Here is a 16377-nt window from a genome sequence, read left to right on the forward strand (position 1 = left end):
TCATTTAATGGGATAGGCGCTTTTCTGTGTCTCAAATCAAACATATCTGACGTTCAATTTACTGACGCTGTATGCTTGGACTACGATTTATTCACAGCCCAATTTTGCCAGTAGCTCGTCACGGCTAAGCAACTCTTTTCACCGTCACGACGATTGACATATTCGTATTTGTCTTCAGCGATGTTACGATCAGACACGACGATACGGTGTGGAATACCAATCAATTCTAAATCAGCAAACTTCACCCCTGGGCGTTCGTTACGATCGTCCAGTAGGATGTTGACACCTTTGGCCTTTAGCATCTCATAAAGCTCAGTGGCAGTCTGCATGACCGTCTCTTCTTTTGACTTCATCGGTACGATAGCCACTTCAAAAGGCGCAAGTGAGTCTTTTACATCAGGCGTTTGTGGCCATATGATACCGTTATCATCGTGGTTTTGCTCGATGGCAGCCGCGATGATACGGCTGACGCCGATACCATAGCAGCCCATCATCAAGGTTACAGGCTTGCCAGCTTCGCCTGAGACGCTGCAGCCAAGTGCTTGTGAGTACTTATCACCCAACTGGAAGATATGACCAACTTCGATACCGCGTTTGATTTGTAGGGTTCCCTGACCATCAGGTGAGGCGTCGCCTTCGAGTACGTTGCGGATATCAACGATGCGTGTGATGTGCGCGTCACGATCCCAATTGACTCCGGTTGCGTGTTTGTTGACTTCGTTGGCACCAGCGACAAAGTCAGAGAGAATATGCGCTGCGCGATCGACGAACACAGGGATATCTAGATCGACACCGATATAGCCTTTGAGCAGTCCTGCGGCTTTTAGCTCCTCTTCGCTCGCCATAGTCAGCGGCGTGTTTACTTCTTCGATTTTTTCCGCTTTGATGTCGTTGAGCGTATGATCGCCACGCAGTACCAACGCAACCAACTGCTCTTCGCCTTCTGGCGTATGACCTTGACAATCAAGGTTTTCACGGTGGTGGCAAGTGGAATGTCTAAATGCTCAGCAACTGCTTCGCAGGTTGGCATATTAACGGTATCAACGTTGGTTAGCTCTTGGGTCGCAGGCTGACGCTCGCCTGTGCTAATGGCTTCAGCAAGCTCAATATTGGCTGCGTAGTCAGAGATGGTGGAGAAGGCAATGTCATCTTCGCCACTGTCTGCCAAAACATGAAACTCATGTGAGGCAAAGCCGCCGATAGAGCCTGAATCCGCTTGTACCGCGCGAAAGTCAAAACCCAAACGGCTAAAGATACGAGTATAGGCGTCGTACATATCTCGATAAGTCTCAGCAAGTGAGGCTTGATCGATATGGAACGAGTAAGCATCTTTCATGGTAAATTCGCGTGCGCGCATCACACCAAAGCGTGGACGAATCTCGTCACGGAATTTGCTTTGAATCTGAAAGAAAGTAATCGGTAGTTGCTTATAACTACGTAGCTCGCCTTTTGCCAGATTGGTGATGACTTCTTCATGCGTTGGACCCAGCACAAAGTCACGATCATGACGGTCTTTGAAACGCAGTAGCTCAGGGCCGTAGTCTTCAAAGCGTCCGCTGGTCTGCCATAGCTCAGCAGGCTGCGTCATCGGCATCAGCAACTCTTGTGCGCCGATGTTTTGCATCTCTTCACGAACGATGCGCTCAACCTTTGCAAAATACGCAGACCCATGGGCAACCAAATATACAATCCAGAAGCGATCTTGCGGATAAGACCAGCACGCACCATCAATTGGCTTGAGGCGATGTCGGCATCACTTGGGGTTTCTTTTAGTGTGGCAAATAAAAATTGACTGGCTTTCATAAATAAAGCGTAACCTTATCTTTGATAAAAAAATAAGAAATAGTAGGATGTTGAGCGTATGGCTAATCGTTTCATTGCCGCCGCAAGCTTACCTTTATCACTTAGCAATATTCTAGGGTATTTCCTAGTTACTCACATGCTGGTATAAAAAAGCACATCAGTAAGAACCACTCTTATAAGAGTAAACAAGAGAGGCAAATTTGATTTAAGGTATGAATATGCCGAAATGCAAGATATTCAGGGCAAGAGCCTGATAATGCTAAAAGACTGACATTTTATACATACAATCTGACTATGTTAGGTAAAGTTCGCCTAAGACGCAATGACTTTTTATCTTTTCAGACCGAACGTTATACAAAGGCTGAGATGAGGCTCGAATAATTGAGTTGTTTATAAGCTTTTAAGCCAAAGGTAATGTATGTTTTGGAGATTGCCTGATTTACGTATTATGTAGAAGATTGGTAGCCATTACTTGAATTTACTGCACAATAGTCGCAGTTACAGGTTAAGTATTTGTTTTAATTGTATAAAACCGTTGGTCATCTGAAAAACGATGCACTCTTATAACGATGCACCTTTATAAAGGTAACTTCTATGAGTAGTCCTGATATGAACAATACCAATGGCACCCACAAGCCAGCGAAGCAGCCTATTGCCACAATGTCTTGGGTAATATTACTCATCGGCTTAGCAGCCATCGTTTTTGCTATTTATAGCGCGCAAAAAATCACAGAAGAAGAACCGATAGAAACCATTACTCGAGAAGGCGTGGTCACGCAAATCCAGCAATTAAACAGACTCCATACCGTCGCGTTTAGTGTTGATACGGTGATTACGAGTGAGCGTCCGGGGAGTTGGATGAAGTTGTGGCAAGATGAACAAAAAGCGCTGTTCATCGCTCATGGCCGCGTCGAAGCAGGGGTTGATCTGAGTGCTTTGACGCCTGAGATGGTGCAGGTCATTCAGCCTACTCAAACTATAACTGATGCAGAGGATGAGCAAGCAGCGAATAATGCACCTGCCTCAGCCATGCCACAAATCAATATTACCTTACCACCTACAGAGATATTTTCAGTATATTTAGATGATATCGAGATTTATGACTGGCAGACAGGCGCTTTTGGCATGATGCAAGTTGATCCTAAGATATTGGCGCAAGCACAAACCATGGCAAAAAAAGAAGTGCTAGAGCGTGCCTGCCGAGGAGATGTCATGAATATGGCGCTGCAAAATGCTCAAACGCAATTGCAGCAGCTGTTTGCTTTAACGGGTGCTGTCGTGACGGTCAACACGCAGGGTGCAGGCGCATGTCAGTTGCCAGCAGTCACTAACAGCTAGTTTACTCTTTTTTAAATTCAGCAATGGCGAGCTTACGTGCTGATTTATGTTCGACTATCGGCGCAGGGTAGTCAGCATTTGCAAAGTCTCCACCCTTCGCCAGTGCTTTACGCATTTTATCCCTCACTATGCAAAGTGCTCGCGGGGATGTCTTTTAGTTCTGGTAGCCACGTTTTGATAAATATCGCTTTTTTATCATGAGTGCTGCCTTGGCTAAAGGGGTTCATAATACGGAAGTAGGGCGCTGAGTCAGTACCTGTTGATGCGCTCCATTGCCAGCCGCCATTATTGGAGGCAAAATCCCCATCGATGAGCTGCTGCATAAAGTAACGCTCACCCAAGCGCCAATCAATCAACAAGTCTTTGGTCAAAAACATTGCTGTGACCATGCGCAGTCGATTGTGCATAAATCCAGTAGCGTTCAGACAGCGCATCGCCGCATCAACGAGTGGTACGCCTGTTTTGCCCGTGCACCATGCTTGAAAATCATCGTCATCGTATGACCAGCTGACTTTGGTGTCAGTGTCCTCTTTATACGCTTTATGGCGAATCAGGTTTGGCTTATCGACCAGCACATGACGATAAAAAATCTCGCCAAGCAAGCTCGCTTATCCAGCGGTCGATATCTTCATTATCGCCATCATTACCGTGTAGCTTTTCTTGTACTTTGCTGGCTTGTAAATAGCAGAGCCGCGGGCTGATGGTGCCTATAGTGAGATAAGCGGATAGCTGACTGGTGGCATGCAGGTGCGGCACATCACGGCTGACATCATAGTCATTGATATCATCAGCGACAAACTCATCTAAGCGCTGGCAAGCAGCAGACTCCCTGCAGGATAGGCGTCCCTTGCGGCAGTGAGTTGGGCTTTTATATCGATATGCTGTAACGAGTCCTCTTTTGCAGCGTCTTTTGATAATCGCCAAGCATTTCTTCACTGAGGGCTTTGATATCGTCAGCTGTATGGGCACTATTTTTCGATGATTTTAGCTCGATTTTATCATCGCAGTCGACTGCTGGTGCGTCATGCATTTGAATGGTGCTAACGTCTAGCGTATGTCGCCATTTCTTATAAAACGGCGTGAAGACTTTATACATACTATCGCCGTCATTTGTCGTGATACTCAGCGGTGGCAAGATACATTGGTCATGCCAGCGGACAAACTCGATGTCGTCTTTTGCAAGCTGCTCACACAATTGCTCATCACGACCAATCTCATTGCCTTCGTATTCATGGTTAGCCATGACGCAGCTGATGTCGTTGTCCTTACATAAGCTCGTCAGAGACTCTATACAGTCAGAAAAGCTTGGACAGAGCTGTACCATTAAAGTGATATTCAGTTGTGATTTCAAATCCTTTGCTAGTATAGGTAACGTACGGGCAATATGGTCGACTTGCACCAGAGAGGTGTCATGCTGTTGCCACTGCTCGGGCGTCAAAAAGAATATGGCGGATACCGATGCATTGTCTTCATTAGCCCGCTCGCACAGTGCTGCCAATGCAGTATTGTCATGAATACGCAAATCTCGACGAAACCACATCAAGTAATGCAACGGACTGTCGCTATCGCTACTGTCATTGTTTTTATTATTGCTACCATTGTTGTTAGTAGTCTTTGACATCAAAGTATCCCTATATGAATCAATCGCAATCATAAACAAAACTCGGCATAAAAGTATGCTAGGATAAGTTTTTGGATGCAATGGCTTTGCCGTTTGCGTAACAAACTCTCATCATATCTCTCGATTTATCTTTAGTCTGACGCTATCTGATGTCGCTAGAATCGATGTCAGATTTATGAATATAAAATCCAAGGTCACAAAATGCACGTTAAGTTTTGCGGATTTACTCAGCTTAGTGATATACAGACTGCGGCACAGTTAGGTGCAGACGCAGTCGGTTTGGTGTTTTATCCGCCAAGTCCGCGTGCGGTCACGATAGAGCAAGCACAGACATTGAGTGCTGCGGTACCTGCTTTTGTGAGCGTAGTGGCGTTAGTGGTCAATATGCCTAAAGAAGAGCTGGTCAAATTAGCAAACGATGTACCTTTTGATATCCCTTCAGTTTCACGGTGATGAAATGCCTGAACAATGCGAGCAGCTGGCAAGCCGTGTCAATAAACGCTGGATCAAAGCATTGCGTATCAATGCAGAGCAAGACACGCCAGATAGCGTTCGTGCTCAGATTGCACAGTTTGCTGACGCAGGTGCCAGTAGTATTTTGCTGGATGCGTATCATCAAGCGGCATATGGCGGGACAGGGCAGCGCTTTGACTGGAGTCTCATTCCCCATGACAGCGCGCTACCAATTGTATTGGCTGGTGGTCTTGATGCGCAAAATGTCGCAGAGACATCAAATCTGCCCATCTACGGCGTCGATGTCAGTGGTGGTATCGAGGTTGATAAAGGCAAAAAGATGCTGCCAAGATGCGTGCCTTTATGAAAGCGGTCAAGCGCGACCGATGGCAAAACGCTACGGTCACTGACGCCATTTAAGTTTGTTATCGTAGGTTATTTTCTATATATAATAGGCTTATTTGGTCGTTATTCCGATTTTTCCGTTCCAATCTTATTTCATTTTTCTCTTTATATTTATTCTAAAAAATACCACTTATTACAGTAGGAATTACCATGAGTCATGTCGCGAACAAAGATTTATCTACTACAGCACAATCTGTAAACACCTTTACCAATCCTGAAAACGTGCAAGATTTTAACCAATACCCTGATGCACGTGGCCATTTCGGTGTACATGGTGGACGCTTTGTCTCTGAGACGCTGATGGCCGCATTAGAAGAGCTTGAGACGCTTTATACCAAAGTCAAAGCAGATCCAGCGTTTTGGGAAGAGTATCATAACGATTTGGTTAATTATGTCGGTCGTCCAACGCCGCTGTATCATGCCAAACGCTTGAGTGATGAGATCGGCGGCGCGCAAATTTACTTTAAGCGTGAAGACCTGAACCATACTGGCGCGCACAAAGTAAACAACACCATTGGACAAGCATTGCTTGCCAAGATGTGTGGCAAAAAACGTATCATCGCCGAAACTGGCGCAGGACAGCATGGTGTCGCGACCGCAACGATTGCTGCGCGCTTGGGCCTAGAATGTATCGTCTATATGGGTGCTGACGATGTTGAACGTCAAAAAATGAACGTCTATCGTATGCGTTTGCTTGGTGCGACAGTGGTGCCAGTAACGTCTGGCTCACGCACGCTAAAAGACGCGATGAACGAGGCGATGCGTGATTGGGTGACCAATGTTGATAGCACGTATTATATTATTGGTACCGTTGCAGGGCCGCATCCTTATCCGCTATTGGTTCGTGATTTCCAAGCGATTATTGGAAAAGAAGCGCGCATTCAGCATTTAGAAAAAACAGGCAAAATGCCAGATGCGTTGGTTGCTTGTGTCGGTGGTGGCTCAAACGCGATTGGCTTGTTCTTTGATTTCCTCAATGATACCGACGTTAAGATGTATGGCGTCGAAGCCACGGGTGATGGTATCGAGTCAGGTCGTCATTCTGCACCATTGGCGGCTGGTCGTATCGGCGTGCTGCATGGTAACCGTACTTACCTCATGGCAGATGATGATGGTCAGATTCAAGAGACGCATTCTATCTCAGCCGGTCTTGATTACCCAGGTGTTGGTCCGGAGCATAGCTTCTTAAAAGACATGAAACGCGTTGAGTATGTCGGCTGTACTGACAAAGAGGCGCTAGAAGGTTTCCATGAAGCCACGCGCAAAGAAGGTATCATCCCTGCGCTTGAGACTTCTCATGCTATCGCTTATGCCTTAAAACTGGCGAAAACCATGACGCCTGATCAGACAATCATCGTTAATATGTCAGGTCGCGGTGACAAAGATTTGCATTCAGTAATGAAGGCAGAAGGGATTGAGATGTAGTAACAAGTCATTTGATGAATGATCAATTTATAAGTTGCTAAACTCTCCTTCATAAAGAAAATTGCCTAATGCCCTTTACCTAATATAGCTTGTTAGATAAAGGGTTAAGTAAGCCAGTTTATAATAATTAAGAGACCACTATGACCCGAATTGAAAGCACTTTTGAAACTTTAAAATCACAAAACAAAAAAGCCCTGATTCCTTATGTGATGGCAGGCGATCCTAATCCTGCAACGACCGTTGGTCTATTGCACGACTTAGTCAAGCACGGCGCAGATATGATTGAAGTGGGCTTACCGTTCTCTGATCCAATGGCAGATGGCCCAACCGTATCGCTAGCGGGTGAGCGTGCATTAGCTGCAGGTACCAGTACGCGTGATGCGCTCAAGATGGTGGCAGAGTTTCGCCAAACCGACACGCAAACGCCAATCATCTTGATGGGCTATCTTAATCCTGTAGAGATTATCGGCTATGACAATTTTGTCACGCTATGCGAGCAGTCAGGCGTTGATGGTTTATTGATGGTAGATTTGCCACCAGCCGAGGCGGGTAGCTTTACGCAGCATTTGACCGACCATTCAATGAATGAGATTTTTTTGCTGTCGCCGACCACTTTGCCTGAGCGCCGTGAGCAAGTATTGACCCATTGCGGTGGTTATATTTACTATGTATCGCTAAAAGGTGTGACGGGCTCAGCCACGCTAGATACTGACGATGTAGCAACTCAAGTGCAAGCAATCAAAGCAGAAACAGACTTGCCAGTATGCGTCGGCTTTGGTATCCGTGATGGCGCTTCTGCAAAAGCAATTGGTACTCATGCGGATGGTGTTATCGTGGGTAGTGCATTGGTACAGAATTTTGCAGATATTGATGCCAATGACACCGCGGCTGTGGCCAAGGCTCAGCAAAACATTATGGCAAAAATGGATGAGCTGCGTGCGGCATTAGACAGTCTGAGTGCTTAATATTCATTATCCTAGTATCGCTTTTATTAATCTAACAGCGGCAAGATGTTTTAAGTATCTCATTGAGGCAATTTGATAAAGGTAATAGCTGGTTTGAAGGGGTTATTTTGAGTAGTTGTCCTTGAATCGCGAAGTTAAATAATGGGAATCAATGACTCAAAAACGTTACTGAAAGATGACGTTAAATGACTTTGCTAAATTTAGTTTACGAGTGTAAACTAACATGACTATTATATGGCGTCTGATAGCCGTGATTTGTCAGTGACTAGTTTCAAAAAGCATCTGCCAAAAAGCATTTGCCAAAAAGTCTCAACAAGCACATCATCTATCAACAAGCACCTAACCAAATGATCGACACGTAAGATTGATACATTAGCGTGTCGCATAATTGCTCATGTTATGACTGGGTTTGACGCTTTGTTTAGACAACCATTAAACTCTCAATGACAAGCGAATGAGCCAACTTGTCAATAAGCCTTTTATGATGGCAAATAATATGACTGATACAGCAACAAAACTCGATAATAATACTGCTAAAGCCGAGCCAAACAGCAACGCGGATAGGCAGTCATGGTTTAACCGTCCTATACCAGGTATCAAGCAGCAATTAACTGCGCAATTGACCGCGGTAGAGACTGAACCGTCGACCAAATGTAGCAATTGTCATTCTGTGATTACCAACACCGCACTGATTTTTTAACTGCTATGTGTGTCCGCACTGTGATCATCATTTACCGATGAGTGCTCGTGAGCGCTTAAATTGGTTGCTTGATCAAATAGACGGTGAGACAGGGCAAGAATTCACTGCCAAAGATCCGCTGAGCTTTGTGGATAGCAAGCCATATCCTGCGCGTATGAGCGAAGCACAAGAAAAAACGGGCGAGAGTGAAGCGCTGGTTGCCATGTACGGCAAGCTGCGTAACCTTGATATTGTCGCTTGTGCCTTTGATTTCCGTTTTATGGGCGGCTCGATGGGTTCAGTGGTTGGCGATCGTTTTGTACAAGCCGCTGAAAGAGCGCTTGAGCAAAAAATCCCATTAGTCTGCTTTGCCGCGTCAGGCGGTGCACGTATGCAAGAAGGTCTGTTGTCATTGATGCAAATGGCACGCACGGCGGCAGCGATTGAACGTCTAAAAATCGCTGGTATTCCGTATATTGTGGTATTGACCAATCCTGTCTACGGCGGTGTGACTGCGTCATTGGCCATGCTGGGTGATATTCATTTGGCAGAACCAAAAGCGATGATTGGCTTTGCGGGTAAGCGTGTAATCGAGCAGACCGTGCGTGAGACGTTAGAAGAGCCGTTCCAACGTGCAGAGTTCTTATTAGAGCATGGCGTCGTAGATGAAGTGGTGCATCGTCATCAACTGATTGATACGATCTATCGTTTGCTCGCAAAACTGTGCCACGTACCTAATGTAGATGCTTAATAAGATGTATGGCTCAGTATCATGAGTCAATTATTGAGTGCATAAACGCCTAGCCGCGTGCTAACATCTACTGCATATGCAAGACCCTCTAATAGCATTTATCGTCATTGCACGGTAAATGCTATTTTTGGTTTTAGCCAACAAATATATTTCTGTTTCTTATTAAATTTCCTATAGGTTTTATCCATGTCTGATCTTGTAGCGCCCAACTCTAGTAGCCCTAACGACAACGTTGGTTTGGTCAGCTTGACCGAATGGCTAAATTATATGCAGCAAATACATGTGTCTGCGATAGATATGGGACTATCGCGTGTATTGCCTGTTGCCGAAGCGCTAGGAGTAGTAAAGTCAGCTAAAGATGACGCTTATGTCTTCACTGTGGCAGGCACCAATGGTAAAGGCTCTACGACCGCTGTTATCGCCGAAATGTGTAAAGCCGCAGGTTATAAGACGGCACTATATCAATCGCCACACTTGAGCGTATTTAATGAGCGCGTGCGTATCAATGGCGAAATGGTCAGCGATGAGACGCTGATTGATGCTTTTAGCAAAGTCGAAGCAGCACGTTTAGAGTGCGATTTGACCTTGTCATTCTTTGAGATGACAACGCTGGCCGCATTACTCATATTTGCTGAGGCAGACTGTGATGTATGGGTGTTAGAAGTTGGATTAGGCGGACGGTTAGATGTGGTCAATATTATTGATCCTGATATGGCAGTGATTACTAATATTGGTATCGATCATGTCGACTGGCTCGGTGACAATGTTGAGGACATCGGTCGCGAGAAAGCAGGTATATTGCGCCAAGGTATTTCTTTAGTTTATGGTGCTATTGAAATGCCATCTAGCGTGCAGCACGCTATCGATAATAAGCAAGCGACTTGTTATCAAATTGGGCAAGATTTTAGCTACCGCGATATTGACTCAATGATTTGGCAATACAGTAATGCGGCAGTTACCTTGCAACTACCATGCCCTGCGCTATCCTTGACCAATACTGCTAATGCACTATCGGCGGTACTTGCAAGCCCGTTGAAAGTCGATGTAAGTGCCATCGAGCAGGCATTGCAAACTGTCAAACTGGCAGGGCGCTTTGATTATCGTGAAAGCCATCATCGCCATTGGTTGTTTGATGTGGCGCACAACGAGCAAGGTGTGGAATTTTTATTAGCGCAGTTATTGCCATTTTGGCATCAGCATTTGAGTAAACACGGCAGCCAAGCTGATAGAGACCTTCCAAAAATCAAAATGTTGTTCTCTATGTTGGGTGATAAAGATATCGACAAAGTAGTACAACGTCTGACTCAAGCAGGCTTGCCGATTAGTGATTGGTTCATTGCTGAGATTGATTATCCTCGTGCCGCGAGTACCGAGCAGCTACAAGGCGTCTTAGCCAAATACATAGATACTCGCCATGTCCATGATTTTGATGGTTTACAAGCAGCGACGGAGGCGGTCATACAGGCAAGCCAACCACAAGATTTGATCGTCGTATGTGGTTCGTTTCATACGATTGGCGAAGCGCTTGCTGCACTTGCCGTATGATCATTTAAGTTAAGGTGGCGCCTGTTTAGTGTTAATCTTAGTACTTGCCTGATGGCAGACAGCACGAAAAATATGCTTTATAATCAAAATGATTTGCAAGACTGGCATAAATGGGTCGGCATAGATTTTGAACACTGATGGCAGTAACTGGCGGTACGAGGTATTTATTAGCGCAATTATCTATATTGCTGTAAGACAGTCCCTGCGCCGCTCAATCAACCTTATCACCAACTAAGAGACGTAAACGGATGAACTTTTCGAGACAAGCCTTATTGGGCATTGGGATGATTCTAGGCGGTAGCGTGATGTTATACGCCATGGTGCAGCAGATTGGCGAGAGCAACCAGCCACAGCCAACATCAGCGATGATAGAGAAACCAACGACCGAGCAAGAATCTCCGCAACCGCTAACGACTGACATTGAGACAGAAAAACGTATCCTTGCGCAAAAGCAAAAGAACGTGCTGCTCGTGTTGCCGAGCAGGAGAGACGCGCACAGGAGTTTTTGACAGAACAAGAAGTGGCTGAAGCAGAAGCGTTGGCCAAAGCCCGTGCTGAAAGCCAGCAGTATGTCAAAAATATCGCGGCGACAAATGAACAGAGTGAGAGTTCAGAAGACGTAAAAGACACAGAAAAAAGTGTCAAAAGTAAGGAAGTGCAAGATGCTGAAAAATTGGTCAAGGCAGCCGATGATGCAGTGAATGAAGCCAAAGCAAAAAAGCAGGCGGAAGATGAGCAGCAACAAGCCAAAGCAAAACAAGAAAAAGCCGCTGCTGAAAAACTAGCAGAAAGTAAAAAAGAAGCAGAAGCGAAAAGACAAGCGGACGCTCAAGCTGCGGCCGAAAAAAGAGAGAGGCAGCTGAAGCGGCTAAAAATGAACCACCAAAATCGCCCTCTGAGTATCAAGTCAAAAAAGGCGATGGGTTGATTAAGCTTGCAAGACAATACAACATGCCTGTCGAAGTCTTGGCTCAAGCAAATAACATTTCACCATCGACTTCATTACAGTTAGGTCAAAACATTACCATACCTTCGCGCAGTCAAGTGCAACGTCTGGAGCGAGAAGCGGCCGCCGCCAAAAAAGCGGCTGAGGCTAAGCGAGACGCTCAGCAAAAGCTTCGTGAGGCTCGTCAAAAAGTCAAAGAAACCGATGCGAAAGGCAGCTTTGGGGTGCAAGTAGCGCTCGCAGATAATCAGGCCAAAGCGGATCAACTAGCGAAAAAATTCAAAGAGGCTGGATATCAAGTGAAGACCAGTCCGACCAGTCGCGGTGTACGCGTCATTGTTGGTCCTGAACGTGGAAAGGTTGCCGCATTGGCACTAAAAGATAAGATCAATAGTGATTCTAACGTCAATACGACCGGTGCTTGGGTGCTTTATTGGCGTTAAATAAGACATCAGTGGGGTATCCCTTATCACGACCTACACGCTGATATATGGCTTAGCTGTCATCTTATCGATTTAGACCATGATTATTTTTAAACACGACAACCACTGTCGTGTTTTTTGTTTTATCGTTTGCCGATTGGCGCAAGCTTGGTTACGATGAGCACATTTTTATTACTCATTTTTGTATAACCTGTCAGCCTATAAAGGTTGCCCTGTGGTGATCAGCCGATCATTGACTCTTCAGAGTCTTGAACGCTAGCCGGTCACTGTTATATTGTATAAGGTAAAACCATGTCATTTGGCGCTATATTTTTAATCTTGGCCGTTGGGTTTTTAGGACTGATTACGTTACCAAAGCTATTGGCGAAACGTCCAGTCGCAGAGCCTGAGTCAAAGCCTGTGCGCGGTGATGAGCTGGCTATCTGGCCATTTGCCCCAATGCCAATCATGACCGACACTGAAGTGATATTTTTTAATAAATTAAAAAATGCGCTGCCAGAGTATCATATCTTTGTGCAAGTTCAGCTGTCACGAATCATTGAAGCCAATAGTGACGAGACATCCGAGCGCAGCTTTTGGTTTAATCGTATCTGTCGCCAGAGCGTTGATTATGTAATCGTGGATGTTGACGCTCAGACCACGCTAGTTGCCATCGAGCTTGATGACTGGACACATAGCAGCAAAGCGCGGCAAAAGGCTGATGATAAAAAGACAAAGCCCTAGCTAGTGCAGGCATCGCCATCGTTCGTTTTCACGCTGAGCGTATGCCTAGTGCCGATATGCTGAGATACGAGCTAATGCAGGTGATTGAGAGTTATTAAATGGTTCACTAAGCTTCTTTGGTTGTTAAAATGAGACAGTTATTCAAACTATCTAGCTTAGACTATTCTTTTATTTGGCTTAACTGCCTTGGATAAATGACAATCAGTCGCTCACCTTCGAAGTACAATCCTGTTCTGAGGTTTGGCGTGTCAGGGTAGGTAAGGGGCGGCTGACACCGACCATAGCGGTCATAAAAGTCGCGCTTAGTGAACCATTCAATATAATGCGCGGCTCGCAATGAAGTGGTGTCAATCGTCGCAAGAGCGGCTTTATCTCTCTTATCACACCATTCATGTATCGGAAAGCTGGGTGTTAGCCAATGAGGCCAATCATAATCACCAAGGTTGGTTGTGTTAATCGGTAAAAAGAATCGCCCTTTGATTACACCATAGCGTTTGTCTATTTTGACCTGCCCGTGATCTTCCGTATCTACCCAGACGGCTCGAAACTGCTTGGTTTGCATGTGCGTCATCTTACGCTGTAGATTATCATTGGAGTTAATCCCTACCCAGTTCACAGGCTCAAAAGGTGCTGATCCCATAAAAAATTTAATGGCTAGTTCCCAATGCTCCACCAGCCTCTCTTCATGATTATACAAAATCAAATCAAGCTCACCGACAGTCTGCTTACCATTGTACAGCTGTACATTATTAGCTAGTGTCTCGTACGGATGCAGATTACGCGCAAACCCATCCTCTAACCAAAACGATAGTAGTCCCTCAAAGTGAAACCCCAATCGATTGGGACTAGGGCGTTTGAGTAAATAGCGAGTCAGCTCTTGATAGGTGGCAGTGGTGTCTAGCTCTGTTAATCGTTGCTCATACGCTTCAAACTGTGTCTGCCAAAATTGTGCACTATGCACAGCAACGGTATGTGTGCTCTGATGCGGTGCAAAGTCTAGCCACGTGGTCAAGACATTGGGACATGCCAGTACATAAGCCAAATCGCGCACGTAAGGCCGGCGGAAACGCTCCCAAGGTACATCATCTATGAGGCGATTATGTGTGGGTTTATTGATAGGCTCGGACATAGGATAAACCATCATTGTGGTGAGGCATTTACCCTAACGGCTCGCTCTATAAAAGTCTATAGGATACGAGTATCGGCGATGGCAGTGCTAAGCTTTTTGGCTTCAAAACATGATATTAATGTGATGGATATGAATACTGATATCAGTAAAATTTAGCACAAAAAAAGCCAACCATTGAAAACAATGATTGGCTTTTCTCTTACTGCTATGTTTGGTCGGAACGGCAGGAAGTAAAGTAAAGGCTGTATGCCTTTTAATATATAGGTTTTATTATTTTTAATATCAACGATACCAACAATAATACCAACAATCGTTTTTAATAATGCCCTTTTTTGGCTGTTTGCTGCTTCACTCAATATTATTTTGTAATTATTTTTACTGTTTACCGTTTCAACATTTCTCAACATGATAGGGCGGTGTCATTGTTCAGGACTTTGCAAGCGGTGACCGCAGCCATCTGCATATTTTTACGACCGCGAAATTAAAAGTTTAGGGGGTTGCTTTTTGTTTGCATGGGGTTGAATTAATCACTGCACGCGCTCGGTAATGGCACTTAAATGCGTGCGTTTTTAATGCGTTTTATTGCATCTGTACTATTTAGCCCGTTGGGAATTATTCCAATTTTTTGCTTCCTAAAAAATATTTGCTTCCACTCTTAGCCGTTTGCTGTCCTGACTTGGCGATGAATAGGAATAATAGAAAATTCGCTGTTTTGCTTCCTATTTTCCTTGCTTCCTCGCTTTTTGCTTCCATTTTGGGGCATCTGCTCATTAGGTTTTGAATATCAGGTTTTATTAGGTTTTGTGCAGCCCATAAAAAAGGCAAACGCATAACGTTCACCCTCTCAGAATAACAATCATTAAACATTAAGCCTCTAAAAAAGGTTCGGCTTTAGGAGTCAGAGTGACTTGCAAGCCCATACCATCAATAATTTTTAGCATGGTGTCAAAGCGGGGCTTTTCGGACTGTAGGGTTTTATAAAGACTTTCACGTCTTATGCCTGTCTTTTCTGCCAGCTCATTCATGCCCTTTGCGCGTGCAACATCGTTTAATGCTTGGATAAAGTCACTAGGTGTGCCATCGCTCAATGCTTCATTCAAGTAAGCATTAATAAGGGTTTCATCTGTTAGGTACTCTGCTACGTCAAAACGGCTGATCTTAATATCGGTCATTGGGGGTGCTCCTTTTCTTGTTCCTTAACCTGCTGCCATAGGGTGCAAGCCTTATCAATGTCGCTTGCTTGGCTGTCTTTACTGCCTCCTATCAATAATAGATAGAGGGTATCGCCTTGCTTGGCATAATAGACACGGTAACCATTGCCTTTGAATATTCGCATCTCATAGATACCGTTTGTATTGGCTAATGGCTTATGGTCACCAAAATTGCCGCCTTGCGCTCGCTTGATACGTGCCAGTATGCCTACTTTGCCTAACGGGTCTTTGAGCTTGTGCAACCAGCGTCTAAATTGTTCGGTTTGGTTAATATCAATCATAGGGGTAAATTATAAGAATACTTATAATTAATTGTAAACTTTTGGATAATAGATAACAAGTTACGATTGTATGTGGCATATATAGAGTGTAGGCAAAACAAAAAGGCAGACGTTTAACGCCCACCTTTTATTGTTTTGTCTTAATGTGATTGTGCGGACTTAACCCACCACGTTGATGTCATCAATCTGCTGCATCAGCTCATTGGTTAGGCTAAGCGCTGCGATGATATTCATATAGTGCTTGATATCGCTATGATCTAGCGTTCGACCTTGACGATCTTTAAGCCACTTTTGCGCGGGCTGATATCCACCGATATAGAACTCCCATGCGATTAGCGGTACATTGGTAAAATACTGAGTATCGTTAAGCCAAACTTTACCAATGCTGCTATCTACTTCGTCAGGCTCAAAGCCAACGCTGTTTTTGGTCATTTTACGAGTAACGGCATTATCACCTCCTACGGGATAACCTATACCAAGCGCTTTAGTTTGTGCGGCAATCTTTGGTGACTCTAATAAGTGAATTTGACGTAGCTCTCCACCTAGCGTCACCAACTGCCAAAAAGCATCGGCATCGCTGGGATAGGGCACGCGTGGGAAGTCGATTTTTAAGAACTCTTTATAAGTCTCACGATATGTCGGGCTGTGCAATACGGCAT

Annotated in this window: 18 protein-coding genes and 3 pseudogenes; 10 read left to right on the plus strand and 11 right to left on the minus strand. The window is 44.9% G+C overall.

Going from position 1 to position 16377, the window contains the following annotated elements:
- Positions 1-87: 87 nt before the first annotated feature.
- A pseudogene (locus PKHYL_RS03130) lies at positions 88-1803 on the minus strand (proline--tRNA ligase).
- A gap of 594 nt (positions 1804-2397) precedes the next feature.
- Between PKHYL_RS03130 and PKHYL_RS03135 the strand changes: the two are divergent.
- A complete protein-coding gene (locus tag PKHYL_RS03135; RefSeq protein WP_240365951.1) occupies positions 2398-3141 on the plus strand; it encodes a DUF4230 domain-containing protein in 744 nt (247 codons plus the stop codon).
- A gap of 1 nt (position 3142) precedes the next feature.
- On the opposite strand, the gene PKHYL_RS03140 is transcribed toward PKHYL_RS03135, so the two are convergent.
- The 4 genes from PKHYL_RS03140 to PKHYL_RS03155 are packed head-to-tail and all read right to left on the minus strand — an operon-like array spanning position 3143 to position 4762.
- A complete protein-coding gene (locus PKHYL_RS03140; RefSeq protein WP_240365952.1) occupies positions 3143-3256 on the minus strand; it encodes an FAD-binding domain-containing protein in 114 nt (37 codons plus the stop codon).
- Between the two features lies 1 nt (position 3257).
- Entirely contained in the window at positions 3258-3743 is a 486-nt protein-coding gene (locus PKHYL_RS03145) for an FAD-binding domain-containing protein (protein WP_240365953.1), read from the minus strand.
- On the minus strand, positions 3703-4065 hold the full coding sequence (locus tag PKHYL_RS03150; RefSeq protein ID WP_240365954.1) for a hypothetical protein: 363 nt from the start codon (positions 4063-4065) through the stop codon (positions 3703-3705). The genes PKHYL_RS03145 and PKHYL_RS03150 overlap by 41 nt, the downstream gene beginning before the upstream one ends.
- Positions 4010-4762 (minus strand): deoxyribodipyrimidine photo-lyase, encoded by a 753-nt coding sequence (locus tag PKHYL_RS03155; protein ID WP_240365955.1) that lies wholly within the window; start codon positions 4760-4762, stop codon positions 4010-4012. Before PKHYL_RS03155 ends, PKHYL_RS03150 begins: the two co-directional genes overlap by 56 nt.
- 201 nt (positions 4763-4963) lie before the next feature.
- Between PKHYL_RS03155 and PKHYL_RS03160 the strand changes: the two are divergent.
- The 9 genes and pseudogenes from PKHYL_RS03160 (at position 4964) to PKHYL_RS03200 (ending at position 13097) form a co-directional block, all read left to right on the plus strand.
- Positions 4964-5635 (plus strand): annotated as a pseudogene (locus PKHYL_RS03160) (phosphoribosylanthranilate isomerase).
- 135 nt (positions 5636-5770) lie between these two features.
- The gene (gene trpB / locus PKHYL_RS03165; RefSeq protein WP_240365956.1) at positions 5771-7045 is read left to right on the plus strand and encodes a tryptophan synthase subunit beta; all 1275 of its coding nucleotides are present in this window, start codon (positions 5771-5773) and stop codon (positions 7043-7045) included.
- Positions 7046-7185: 140 nt separating this feature from the next.
- On the plus strand, positions 7186-8010 hold the full coding sequence (gene trpA / locus PKHYL_RS03170; protein WP_212563843.1) for a tryptophan synthase subunit alpha: 825 nt from the start codon (positions 7186-7188) through the stop codon (positions 8008-8010).
- A 484-nt stretch (positions 8011-8494) separates the two neighbouring features.
- Positions 8495-9440 (plus strand): annotated as a pseudogene (accD, locus tag PKHYL_RS03175) (acetyl-CoA carboxylase, carboxyltransferase subunit beta).
- Positions 9441-9626: 186 nt separating this feature from the next.
- Positions 9627-10985: a bifunctional folylpolyglutamate synthase/dihydrofolate synthase gene (locus PKHYL_RS03180; protein WP_240365957.1), complete on the plus strand. Its 1359-nt coding sequence runs from the start codon at positions 9627-9629 to the stop codon at positions 10983-10985.
- Positions 10986-11233: 248 nt separating this feature from the next.
- The gene (locus PKHYL_RS03185) at positions 11234-11494 is read left to right on the plus strand and encodes a hypothetical protein (RefSeq protein ID WP_240365958.1); all 261 of its coding nucleotides are present in this window, start codon (positions 11234-11236) and stop codon (positions 11492-11494) included.
- Positions 11491-11913: a hypothetical protein gene (locus tag PKHYL_RS03190; RefSeq protein WP_240365959.1), complete on the plus strand. Its 423-nt coding sequence runs from the start codon at positions 11491-11493 to the stop codon at positions 11911-11913. The genes PKHYL_RS03185 and PKHYL_RS03190 overlap by 4 nt, the downstream gene beginning before the upstream one ends.
- Positions 11910-12374, plus strand: a complete 465-nt coding sequence (locus PKHYL_RS03195; RefSeq protein ID WP_240365960.1) for an SPOR domain-containing protein — start codon at positions 11910-11912, stop codon at positions 12372-12374. The genes PKHYL_RS03190 and PKHYL_RS03195 overlap by 4 nt, the downstream gene beginning before the upstream one ends.
- Positions 12375-12665: 291 nt before the next feature.
- Positions 12666-13097 carry a DUF2726 domain-containing protein gene (locus PKHYL_RS03200; RefSeq protein WP_240365961.1) on the plus strand — a complete coding sequence of 144 codons (432 nt, stop codon included), beginning with the start codon at positions 12666-12668 and terminating at the stop codon, positions 13095-13097.
- 160 nt (positions 13098-13257) lie between these two features.
- Here the strand turns inward: PKHYL_RS03200 and PKHYL_RS03205 are convergent, their stop codons facing one another.
- From PKHYL_RS03205 to PKHYL_RS03230, 6 genes are all read right to left on the minus strand, one after another.
- Positions 13258-14226 carry a DUF1853 family protein gene (locus PKHYL_RS03205; RefSeq protein WP_186475042.1) on the minus strand — a complete coding sequence of 323 codons (969 nt, stop codon included), beginning with the start codon at positions 14224-14226 and terminating at the stop codon, positions 13258-13260.
- Positions 14227-14378: 152 nt separating this feature from the next.
- Positions 14379-14633, minus strand: a complete 255-nt coding sequence (locus PKHYL_RS03210) for a hypothetical protein (RefSeq protein ID WP_240365962.1) — start codon at positions 14631-14633, stop codon at positions 14379-14381.
- 205 nt (positions 14634-14838) lie between these two features.
- Positions 14839-15057, minus strand: coding sequence for a hypothetical protein (locus PKHYL_RS03215; RefSeq protein WP_212563838.1), 219 nt, complete (start codon positions 15055-15057; stop codon positions 14839-14841).
- A gap of 35 nt (positions 15058-15092) precedes the next feature.
- Positions 15093-15398, minus strand: a complete 306-nt coding sequence (locus tag PKHYL_RS03220; protein WP_201592207.1) for an addiction module antidote protein — start codon at positions 15396-15398, stop codon at positions 15093-15095.
- The gene (locus tag PKHYL_RS03225; RefSeq protein ID WP_212563837.1) at positions 15395-15718 is read right to left on the minus strand and encodes a type II toxin-antitoxin system RelE/ParE family toxin; all 324 of its coding nucleotides are present in this window, start codon (positions 15716-15718) and stop codon (positions 15395-15397) included. Before PKHYL_RS03225 ends, PKHYL_RS03220 begins: the two co-directional genes overlap by 4 nt.
- Before the next feature lie 159 nt (positions 15719-15877).
- The gene (locus tag PKHYL_RS03230) at positions 15878-16369 is read right to left on the minus strand and encodes a type ISP restriction/modification enzyme (protein ID WP_240365963.1); all 492 of its coding nucleotides are present in this window, start codon (positions 16367-16369) and stop codon (positions 15878-15880) included.
- Between the last annotated feature and the right edge of the window lie 8 nt (positions 16370-16377).

This window comes from Psychrobacter sp. KH172YL61, from assembly GCF_007182895.1.
GTDB classification, from domain to species: domain Bacteria; phylum Pseudomonadota; class Gammaproteobacteria; order Pseudomonadales; family Moraxellaceae; genus Psychrobacter; species Psychrobacter pacificensis.

Excerpts from the sequence above, each read along its gene's own strand:
- PKHYL_RS03220 (WP_201592207.1), bottom strand. The coding sequence starts at position 15,398 with ATGACCGATATTAAGATCAGCCGTTTTGACGTAGCAGAGTACCTAACA.
- PKHYL_RS03200 (WP_240365961.1), top strand. The coding sequence starts at position 12,666 with ATGTCATTTGGCGCTATATTTTTAATCTTGGCCGTTGGGTTTTTAGGA.
- PKHYL_RS03210 (WP_240365962.1), bottom strand. The coding sequence starts at position 14,633 with ATGTTGAGAAATGTTGAAACGGTAAACAGTAAAAATAATTACAAAATA.
- PKHYL_RS03225 (WP_212563837.1), bottom strand. The coding sequence starts at position 15,718 with ATGATTGATATTAACCAAACCGAACAATTTAGACGCTGGTTGCACAAG.
- PKHYL_RS03185 (WP_240365958.1), top strand. The coding sequence starts at position 11,234 with ATGAACTTTTCGAGACAAGCCTTATTGGGCATTGGGATGATTCTAGGC.
- PKHYL_RS03135 (WP_240365951.1), top strand. The coding sequence starts at position 2,398 with ATGAGTAGTCCTGATATGAACAATACCAATGGCACCCACAAGCCAGCG.
- PKHYL_RS03205 (WP_186475042.1), bottom strand. The coding sequence starts at position 14,226 with ATGTCCGAGCCTATCAATAAACCCACACATAATCGCCTCATAGATGAT.
- PKHYL_RS03140 (WP_240365952.1), bottom strand. The coding sequence starts at position 3,256 with ATGCGTAAAGCACTGGCGAAGGGTGGAGACTTTGCAAATGCTGACTAC.
- trpA (WP_212563843.1), top strand. The coding sequence starts at position 7,186 with ATGACCCGAATTGAAAGCACTTTTGAAACTTTAAAATCACAAAACAAA.
- trpB (WP_240365956.1), top strand. The coding sequence starts at position 5,771 with ATGAGTCATGTCGCGAACAAAGATTTATCTACTACAGCACAATCTGTA.
- PKHYL_RS03215 (WP_212563838.1), bottom strand. The coding sequence starts at position 15,057 with ATGCGTTTGCCTTTTTTATGGGCTGCACAAAACCTAATAAAACCTGAT.
- PKHYL_RS03155 (WP_240365955.1), bottom strand. The coding sequence starts at position 4,762 with ATGTCAAAGACTACTAACAACAATGGTAGCAATAATAAAAACAATGAC.
- PKHYL_RS03180 (WP_240365957.1), top strand. The coding sequence starts at position 9,627 with ATGTCTGATCTTGTAGCGCCCAACTCTAGTAGCCCTAACGACAACGTT.